This window comes from Pseudonocardia sp. OZ21 (assembly GCF_059359135.1).
Window position 1 is genome coordinate 20,389 of record NZ_JCADBN010000033.1, and the last position, 9,166, is coordinate 29,554.

Consider the following 9,166-nt stretch of genomic DNA (forward strand, 5'->3'; position numbering starts at 1 on the left):
GACGGGACACCTGTGGCGCTGGATGATGGGGGACGCCGACCTTCGCGTCGAGCGGCGCGTCCCCGCCGCAGCAACGACGGGGCGGCAACGCGTCGACTGCGCTGCCCGGCCCCGATCAGCCCCGCCGGTCCAGCCAGACCCGCTCGTACCAGACACCGGAGGTCATGTACCGGTAGACACCTTTGACCTCCTTGCGCGCGATGTTGGACGAGTAGTTCCGGCTGTACCAGGCCACCGCCAGGTCCCGCCCGGACAGGAGCTCCACCTGCTGGTAGTCCCGCGTGCGCGTGGCCTCGTCGGTGGTCACCGCCGCCTCGTCGAGCAGCCGGTCGACCTTGGGATTGGAGTACTTGCCGTAGTTGGCGCTGCCGTTCGAGTGCAGCATGTTCGCGACGACCGGGTAGGGCGTGTCGATCGAGCCGACGTAGGTCGTCAGCTGGAAGTCCCCGCCCTGCACGACCGCCGACGAGAACTGCGCGAGGTCGTACTGCTTGACCTGCATGTCGATTCCGATCGCCGCCACCTGCGCCTGCATGAACTCGGCGAACGCCGTCCGGGTGGTGGTCGTCTTGAAGGTGAAGTCGGGGTTTCCGCCGTCGGCTCGATAGGCCTCGACGAGCCTGCGTGCCTCGTCGAGATCGAATGTCGGCCACGCCTCCGACGCCGCCTGCGTGTGATATGGGCTGGCCGGGTCGAACAGGCTGTCGGCGGCGATCATCTGGCCGCCGTACTGGCTGACCGAGAGCGCCCGCAGGTCGATCGCCCGCACGATCGCCTCTCGCATCCGCCGATCGTCGAACGGAGCGGCCGCGTGGTTGAACTGGAGCCTCTCACCTCCGGAACCGGGCCCGTAGTAGACCTTGAGGTCCGGGTTGCCGAGCGCTCGGCTCAGCTCCTGGTAGTAGCCGCCGTAGACGTAGTCGACATCACCGTTGGCGATGGAGGCGAATCGGGTGTCGGTGTCCGGGAGCGGGCGGAACTCGATGCCGTCGAGGTAGGGCAGCCCCGCCTGCCAGTAGTCCTCGTTGCGGACGAAGGTGATGTGCGAGTCACGCACCCAGTCGACCAGCCGGAAGGGACCGACGCCGACCGGGTGTGCGCCGACGTCCGCGCCGTAGTTCTGGATGGCCGTCGGTGACAACAGCATTCCCAGCGTCCCGGCCGAGTAGCTCAGCGCGAACACCGTCGGGAACTCCCCCATCGGCTCGATCAGCGTGAACTCGACGGTGAGCGGGTCCACGACGCGCATCGAGCGGATGCGCTCGGCGAACTGGTGCGCCGGCGACGCGACCCGGTCGATGTGCCGTTGCACGTTGACCACGACCGCATTTGCGTCGAGATCGGTGCCGTCCTGGAACCGCACCCCGGGACGCAGACCCATCCGCCAGGTCAGGCCGTTGTCCGGACTCTCCATCGACTGCGCGACGAACGGCTCGGTCTTCCCCTCCGGGGTGAGCCGCATCAGCGAGTCGTAGACAACCGACGCCGCCTGGTTCGCGTTCTGCACGGCCGGGTCGAAGCTGACCGCATCGCGGTCCATGGCGACGCGCAACGTGCCGCCACGCACGGGCTGCCCTTCGCTCGCCCGGTCCCCGCCATACGGGTTGACGGCGGTGAGCGCGGGACGGTCCGCCGGACCGTTGCCGGGAGCTGCCCCGCAGGCGCCGGTCACCATCAGCGTGACTGCCGCCAGTGCTGCCGATATGCACACCAGTCGATTTCGCATCGTCGAAACGCTCCCCCGAGAACGGCCCCCGACCCAGCGCACACCGGCCGGAAGGTCGTCGATGTCGTCCACTCCACTCTGTCGTTCATGTGCGGCCCGCACCGGGCGCCACTGGCTGCGGGGGCGCCTGCCGCGCCTCGCAGCCACGGGACCACGCCGCTAGTGCGACAGCCAGGCGGTCGCCCACATCTGCGGGCCCGTCGGGATGTCCAGCACGACGCCCTTGACGTTCTTGGTCGCCAGGAGCCCCGTGGCGGCCCGGCTGTACCACCCGATGGCGAGGTCCTGGCCGGCGATGAGCTGCACCTGCTTGTAGTCCTCGACCCGTTTCGTCTGATCCGTGGTGCTGACCGCGTCGAGGAGCAGGGAATCGACCTGGGGGTTCGAGTAGTCGCCGTAGTTCCCGCTCCCTCCGGTACGCAGGAGCTGCAGGAGGTTCGGGAAGGGATCGGGCCACCCCGAGACCCAGGTCGTCATCTGGAAGTTCCCGCTCTGCACCACCGCGGAACTGAACGTGGCGAGGTCCTGCAGGTTCAGCTTCACGTCGATGCCCACCGCGGCCCACTGGGCCTGGGCGAACTCGGCGAACTGCGCGCGCGTCGGGTTGTTGGCCGAGGACAGGGTGAAGTTGGGGTCCCCGCCGCCGGCCTTGTAGTCGGCGATCAGCTGGCGCGCGCGATCCGGGTCGTACTTCGGGTACTGGTCGGCCGCGTCCCGGCTGAAGTAGGGGCTGTCCGGCGAGAACGGCGTCTGCGCGGGTTCCATGTACCCCTGGTAGAGGGTCGCGCTCATGGCCTGCGGGTTGAGCGCTGCCAGGACCGCCTCGCGCATGCGCCGGTCGTTGAACGGCGGCTTGGTGAAGTTGAAGTAGAGGAACTCCCCGCCGTTGCCCGGGTTGTAGTAGGTGACCAGGTCGGGGTTCTTCGAGGCCCGCACCAACGACGTCTGGTACGAGGCGAACAGCATGTCGATGTCGCCGTTTTCGAGCGACGCGTACGCCGAGTCGGTGTCCGGCAGCGGTCGGAACTCGACGCCGTCGAGGTGGGGCAGGCCCTTGTCCTTCTGCCAGTAGTTCGCGAACTTCTTGACCACGATCCGGGAGTCGGGCTGCCACTCGTCGAACTCGAACGGACCGGCTCCCACCGGATGGCGCGCGTACTCCTTGCCCCACTTCCGGACCGCGGTGGGCGAGGCCATCAGACCGAGCGTCCCGTCGTTGGACCGGAGCGCGAACGCGTTGGCGAACGACCCGAACGGGTCCTGCAGGACGAGCTGGACGGTCAGGTCGTCGACCGCCGTCATCGAGGCGATCTGCTTGGCATACACGTTGCCCGGCGACCGGACCGTGTCCTGCTGCCGCTTCAGGTTGAACAGGACCGCATCCGCGTCGAGCGGTGTCCCGTCCTGGAACTGCACGCCCGGACGGAGCTTCAGGATCCAGGTCTTGCCCCTGTCCGCCGTCGTCATGGACTGCGCGAGATAGGGCACGAGCTCGCGCTTGTCGTTCACCCGCATCAGGGGGTCGTAGATCGCGTAGATCGCCTCCTGGGAACCGGGGACGACGGGATCCAGAGCCACCGGCTCACGGTCCATGCCGTATCGGAGGACCCCACCGGGTGTCGGGGTGCCCTCCGTCGCCGGGTCACCACCGAAGGAACGCGACGAGTCGAGTGTGGTGCTGCTCGGGCCCGCCTGCGCAGAACCGGCGGGGCTGCCACACGCCGCTGTCAGCATTCCCACGCAGGCAATGAGGACCCAGATCATCGAGCGCGTACGGGTACGAATTCGGCACACAATGTGCTCCTCGCGTTGCCGCGGACTGCATTGGCCGCGGTCGAGGGGTGGGGTGGCAGCGGGGGCCGCCGGAAGAAGAGCCAGCGAGCTGACCGAGCGCCGATTTCCGGAGTGCGTCAGGTTTGTTCGCCGGTGGCGAGCATCGCCTCCTGGACCGTCGGGTCGTCGTCGGTGCCGAGGATTCGCCAGTCCTCACCGGCTTCGAGGATCTTCTCCGCGGAACGGAAGGTCCGGAAGTCGTGCCCCTCGACGCCGGCCAGAGCGGGCGGGGTCGCGCCGTTCTCGGCGAGGCGCTTGGCCGCGTCGAGCAGGATCCGGCGCATGCGGATCACCGCCCGGTCGGTCGTGCCGAGGTGCTCCTGCGACCGGTCATAGATCGGGCCCATCGACTCGGTCGCCATGAGGTCCTGGCTGTTGAAGTCCGGGATGCCGGTGAAGGTCTCGTTCCGCTGGACGTCCCGGTCCATCTCGTACTCGTTCTCCGCCGTCCAGCGCCGGCCCCGGATGCCGGTGAACTTGCGCGCTTCGTACGGGTAGTTCGTGACGTCGAAGAGCTCGTGCCCACCGCCGTAGCTGTTGGGGTTCCGCGGCGGCTGGGCGACGGCGTTGATCCGCCACGTGTTCTCGTCGTCGATCGGCACGAACATCGACAGCCGGGACCGGAACGGGATGCTGGCGACCGCCGTCATGTACGGGACGCAGAAGCCGGTGATCCGCACGTGGGTGTGACCGCCCGGGGTGGTCCGGATGCCGGCGTACCGGTAGCCGTACCAGGTGTCGTGGACCTCGAGCCGCGGTGCGCGGTCGTGGCGCCAGATCTTCCACGACATGTCCACGGACAGGTAGCCCGGCTTGTCCGTGCCGTCGTCGGGAATGTCGTCGATCGCGTTGAACTGGTGCAGCCACGAGATGTGGGCGCTGTCGAGATTGCCCTCCATCGCCTGCACCCAGTTGCACGGCGAGAAGGTCTTCCCGGCCGACACGTACTCCGGGGGGAGCGAGTCGGTGCCGAAGTCCCGGAACGGCGTCATGGTGTCCGGAGCACCCATGTAGGTCCAGATCAGACCCCCGGACTCGTGCGCGGGGTAAGCCTTCGCCCGGACCCGATCCTTGAAGGTGCTGGTCGGCGGCTCGGACGGCATGTCGATGCAATTGCCATCGACGTCGAACTGCCAGCCGTGGTACGGACACCGGAGCCCGCAGAGGCCCTCGCCGGGCACCGAGGGCGCGTGCGCCGTCCCCTCGTTCCGGCCGAAGTAGAGCGACGTTCCGCGGTGCGGGCAGTTCTCCTGGATGAGCCCGACCCGGCCGTTCAGGTCGCGGAACGCGACGAGGTCCTCGCCGAGCAGGCGCACCCGGACGGGGTCGCCGCCCGGCGTCGGCACTTCGTTCGCCAGGAGCGCGGGCGTCCAGTAGCGCCGCAGGAGATTGCCCATGATCGTTCCCGGCCCGACGCGGGTCAGGATCTCGTTGTCTTCGGCTGACAGCATTGTCGGAGCCTTTCTCTCGGACCGGATCCAGGGCGTGGCGCGGCACGCCGGGCGCCGCAGCGGCGGGCCGGATCGTCAGAACGGGTGGGTGCAGGCGACTACACGCGCAACGGCGCGCGCGGCGCCGGGACCGGCTTGCCCTGCTCGTACAGCTCGGTGACCATCTCGACGCGCAACCGCTCGAGGCGGGTCAGCGCGTCGAACGGGGTGCGCCCTTTCGCGACGCAGCCGGGCAGCTCGTCGTACCCGACCCGGCAGGCCCACTCCCCCGGCGCGACCTCCACCGCCTGGACGTCGAGGACGTAGGGGATCCGGAGCAGGTCGTCGAGTGAGGGTGCCGTGGTGGTCTCCGGCATCTCACGCCCCGCCGGCCAGTGCGGGGTCGAGTTCGGGGTGCTCGACGCCCGCCTTGCGCAGCTCCGCGGTCGCCTCCATCCAGTCGGCGTCGGCCGGCAGCACGATCCCCCCGGAACGCTGCTGGTAGACCGCGGGGGCGTCGACCGCGGGCGGGACGGTGCCCTCCGCTGCGAGCGCGCGGGCCGCCGCGAGCAGTCGGCGACGCACCCGGATGACCATGATGTCCGAGCTGCCGAGGTGCTCGCGGGTGCGGTCGAAGATCGGGCCCATGCTCTCGGTGATGGCCTGGTCCTCGACGTTCACCCCGGCAAGACCGGTGTAGCTCTCGCCGCTGCGCTGCAAGGCGCGGTCGATGAGGTGGTCGTTCTCAACGCGCGCGGTGATCCGGAACCGGCCGAACCAGTCCGAGGTGTTGGGCAGGAACTCGGTCGCCGTGGCCTCCCGCTCGGTGATCCCGACCTTCTGCGACGCCGGCGCCGTGTAGCGCCGCGCGCCCGGCGCGGAGTGGAACGCCATGGTGTGCGTGTCGTCCATCGGCACCCACGCACGCAGCTGCGACTTCGCGCCGAGCACGCCGGTCGGGACCATCGTGTAAAAGGGGAACAGGAAGTGCGCGAAACGCCAGTACAGGCTGTCCTCCGCGCCCGCCGGGCGGTAGGCGCCGTACGTCGCGCCGAACTCGGTGTCGAGCACCTTGTACCGCGGGGCGCGGTCCTCGATGGTGTACCGGAGGAACGACCCCTCCGGAGCGTCCTCGGGATCGGCGTGGCCGACGTGCAGGAACCCGAAGTGGCTGGTGTCGATGTCGCCCTCGAGTGCCTGCAGCCAGTTGCACTCGCGCTGGAACGCCCATGACGCACTCGTGCCGTCCGGGTTGTCGAACCACTCGAAGGACGGCATCGGCGGCGGGGTGTGGCGGGGCCCGATGTAGGCCCACACCAAGCCGCCGGCCTCCGTGACCGGGTAGGTGGGCAGCCGCACCTTGTCCTTGAAGTTGCTGCCCACCGGCTCGTTCGGCATGTCGACGCACGCGCCGGTCCCGTCGAACTTCCAGCCGTGGTAGACGCAGCGGATCCCTTCGTTCTCGTTGCGGGCGTACCACATCGACGCGCCCCGGTGCGGGCACGTCTCGTCCATCAGCACGGGGGTGCCGGACGTCGTCCGGATCGCCAGGAACCGCTCGCCCAGCAACATGATCCGCACCGGGTCGCAGTCCGGCTCTAGCTCGTTCGCGAGGGCGAACGGCACCCAGTACTCGCGCATCAGGTCGCCCATGGGCGTGCCCTTGCCCACGCGGCAGATCGTTTCGTTGTCGGCATGGCTCAGCATCGAGTTCCTCCGCAAGAACGGTTCACGACCGTGATCGCCGCCAGAGCGCGCGAAGTCACACCTGGTCAGAGGGCCTTCGTCGCGCGAGATCGAGCGAACGCCTGCCGGCGCTCCGTGGTGGGATGGTGGGCGGCAGTGTCTTCAATCGTGAAGCCACTTGTGGGTGGTGTCAATAGACGCCGTGCCGACGGCGGCTTTCTGCCAGGAGGGACCCTCGCTATCCGGCGGCGCGGCGGCCGGGCCCGGACGACATGACGTGACTCCCCACGGCCACCCCGGACCGCCCGCGCAGGGTCGGTCGCAGCAGCAGCTCCCGCAGCCGGGGAAGGTCCTTGGCCCGCAGGACGTCCACGATCACGTGCAGCCGCTGGCCCGATCGTCCCGGGTCACTGCTGACGTCGACGCTCAGCGAGCGGTAGGCGGCCGTGCGCACCCACAGCCGCTTGACCTCTTCGACGATCAGCTTCTTGGGCGACAGCTCGTAGATCCCCAGGTAAAACTCGGCGAGCTCCTGGAGAGCGATGTCCGGACGCCCGGAGCGGGCGTGCTGCTCGATGTCGTCGGCGACGTTCTTCAGCTCCGCGAGCTGGGCCTCGCTCGGCCACTCGATCTCCTCGAGCGCCTCGCGCTCCAGCAGCAGGCGCATCGTGTAGAGCTGCTCCATCTCGTCGCGGTTGAACTTCGCGACGAAGTAGCCCTGGTTGAGCCCGTGCACGAGCAGGCCCTCGTTGGTGAGGATCTCGAGCGCCTCGCGCAGCGGTGGCCGGCTGACACCGGTGCGGTCGGCCCACAGCTGTTGCCGGATCTGCTCGCCGGGGCCCAGGTCACCGCTCAGGATGGCTGCGCGCAGGGTCGAGAGGACCGTTGCGGTGGCCCGGCCGGCCGGCTTCGACGGTGACACCCGCGACATCCCCGCTCCCATCGATCGTGCGGTCCGCCAACCGTCGACCGCGACCACACCCACCGGAGCGGCCGTTGCAGCCCTCGTCGGTCGCCCCACGTCAGTTGCCTGCGAGGACGCGCACACCATACCGCCGGTCTCGAGCTCCCAGCTGAAGAACGGCTCGGGGCATCCCTCGACCGTCGCCACGCCCATTCGGCGAGCGCGCCGGGCTCGTCCACGCGGGCGATGCCATGTCCCGTGTCCCGCGGTGCCATGTCCCGTGTCCCGTTGGGCAGCACGAACCGGTGGTGGATGACGATCAGGCGTTCCGCAGCCGGATCGCCGAGGGCCACCACGCCGTACTCGCCGTTGTGGAGCGGAATCCCGCCTCCCACCACCGGGCGGCCACCGTGTCGTGGATGCTGTGGCGCGGGCCCCGTCGCGGACGCCACCCCTTGAATGCCCCGTCCAGCATGCCGGCGGAGACCATCTTGCCCCCTACGAAGATGAGCAGCACCAGCAGCGGGAGCGTCGCCAGGATCGAGCCCGACATGGCGAGTCCGAGATCGACGGCGTCGCTGCTCTGCAGCGCCTTGATGGCGATCTGAAAAGTAAACCGCTCGGGCGACTTCAGCACGATGAACGGCCAGAGGAAGTCGTTCCACGCCGTCCCGAAGCCGAACAGCCCCAGCACGAACGCCGCCGGTCGGACGATCGGGAACGCGATGCGCCAGAAGATCTGCCAGGTGCTCGCTCCGTCGATCCGGGCGGCCTGGATCAGCTCGTCTTTGAGGGTCGTCACGATGTGCTGGCGCATCCAGAAGATGCCGAACGCGCTGGCCAGCCCCGGAACGGCCACCGCCTGCAGCGTGTCGACCCACCCCAGCCATGACACGATCCTGTACTGCGGGATCACGGCGAGCTGCGTCGGCACCGTCATCGTGAGCACGTCGACGAGGAAGAGCAGATTCCTCGCACGGAACTGCAGCTTCGCGAACTCGCTTTGCGGCCCTTGGGCGATGATCGTCGATCTCCGAGCAAGCGGGGGAACCTCAGATGTGATGTCCTGCGCAGATCAGTCGGACGCGAGATCGGCCTCCAGCGTCTGCTGGTGGTGCGTCACCCAGGCATGTGCAGCCCGTATCTCCTCCAGGACGCCCGCCTTACGCAAGCTGATCAAGGCCGCGTCTCCACCGGCGGCTCCACTCTCGATACCCCGCCAGCAGCGTTCCTGCCACCAAGCCACGTTTGACACCAGCTCCTGGCGGTCGGCGGATGCCAGACCGTAGGCATCGGCAACCTCACGGATCCGTCGGGACGCCCATGACGGATCTGTGCCGGGGCCGAGACTCAAGTACTGCCAGCACAGATGCGCCACGTCATGGACACGCCGACCTGGTGCCGCCAAGTCCCAGTCGATCAGAGCAACGGGCTCCAGTGGTTCATCCGCCGAGCGGTACACCGTGTTCTTGGGTGACAGATCGTTGTGACGCACCACCTCATGCCCGTCTGAAGCGCCCCGGGGTGTCGGGAGGCTCGATCTTGTGAGGAGATGGAGTCATGACACGCCGGTCCCAGCACTACCCA

7 protein-coding genes and 1 pseudogene are annotated in these 9,166 nt (G+C 68.6%); all 8 read right to left on the reverse strand.

Annotation, left to right across the window (positions count from 1 at the left end):
* Window positions 1–115: 115 nt before the first annotated feature.
* Window positions 116–1,726 (reverse strand): ABC transporter substrate-binding protein, encoded by a 1,611-nt coding sequence (locus tag AC5L35_RS36900; RefSeq protein ID WP_495064403.1) that lies wholly within the window; start codon window positions 1,724–1,726, stop codon window positions 116–118.
* 159 nt (window positions 1,727–1,885) lie between these two features.
* Window positions 1,886–3,304 (reverse strand): ABC transporter substrate-binding protein, encoded by a 1,419-nt coding sequence (locus AC5L35_RS36905; protein ID WP_495064404.1) that lies wholly within the window; start codon window positions 3,302–3,304, stop codon window positions 1,886–1,888.
* A 332-nt stretch (window positions 3,305–3,636) separates the two neighbouring features.
* A complete protein-coding gene (locus AC5L35_RS36910) occupies window positions 3,637–5,010 on the reverse strand; it encodes a Rieske 2Fe-2S domain-containing protein (protein ID WP_495064405.1) in 1,374 nt (457 codons plus the stop codon).
* Window positions 5,011–5,108: 98 nt separating this feature from the next.
* Window positions 5,109–5,366 carry a type II toxin-antitoxin system HicB family antitoxin gene (locus AC5L35_RS36915; protein ID WP_495064406.1) on the reverse strand — a complete coding sequence of 86 codons (258 nt, stop codon included), beginning with the start codon at window positions 5,364–5,366 and terminating at the stop codon, window positions 5,109–5,111.
* Between the two features lies 1 nt (window position 5,367).
* A complete protein-coding gene (locus tag AC5L35_RS36920) occupies window positions 5,368–6,696 on the reverse strand; it encodes a Rieske 2Fe-2S domain-containing protein (RefSeq protein ID WP_495064407.1) in 1,329 nt (442 codons plus the stop codon).
* Between the two features lie 217 nt (window positions 6,697–6,913).
* A complete protein-coding gene (locus tag AC5L35_RS36925) occupies window positions 6,914–7,606 on the reverse strand; it encodes a GntR family transcriptional regulator (RefSeq protein WP_495064408.1) in 693 nt (230 codons plus the stop codon).
* 292 nt (window positions 7,607–7,898) lie between these two features.
* Window positions 7,899–8,642: a carbohydrate ABC transporter permease gene (locus tag AC5L35_RS36930; protein WP_495064409.1), complete on the reverse strand. Its 744-nt coding sequence runs from the start codon at window positions 8,640–8,642 to the stop codon at window positions 7,899–7,901.
* A gap of 12 nt (window positions 8,643–8,654) precedes the next feature.
* A pseudogene (locus AC5L35_RS36935) lies at window positions 8,655–9,095 on the reverse strand (phosphotransferase); the annotation flags it as partial.
* Between the last annotated feature and the right edge of the window lie 71 nt (window positions 9,096–9,166).

Excerpts from the sequence above, each read along its gene's own strand:
- AC5L35_RS36925 (WP_495064408.1), bottom strand. The coding sequence starts at position 7,606 with ATGTCGCGGGTGTCACCGTCGAAGCCGGCCGGCCGGGCCACCGCAACG.
- AC5L35_RS36900 (WP_495064403.1), bottom strand. The coding sequence starts at position 1,726 with ATGCGAAATCGACTGGTGTGCATATCGGCAGCACTGGCGGCAGTCACG.
- AC5L35_RS36915 (WP_495064406.1), bottom strand. The coding sequence starts at position 5,366 with ATGCCGGAGACCACCACGGCACCCTCACTCGACGACCTGCTCCGGATC.
- AC5L35_RS36920 (WP_495064407.1), bottom strand. The coding sequence starts at position 6,696 with ATGCTGAGCCATGCCGACAACGAAACGATCTGCCGCGTGGGCAAGGGC.
- AC5L35_RS36910 (WP_495064405.1), bottom strand. The coding sequence starts at position 5,010 with ATGCTGTCAGCCGAAGACAACGAGATCCTGACCCGCGTCGGGCCGGGA.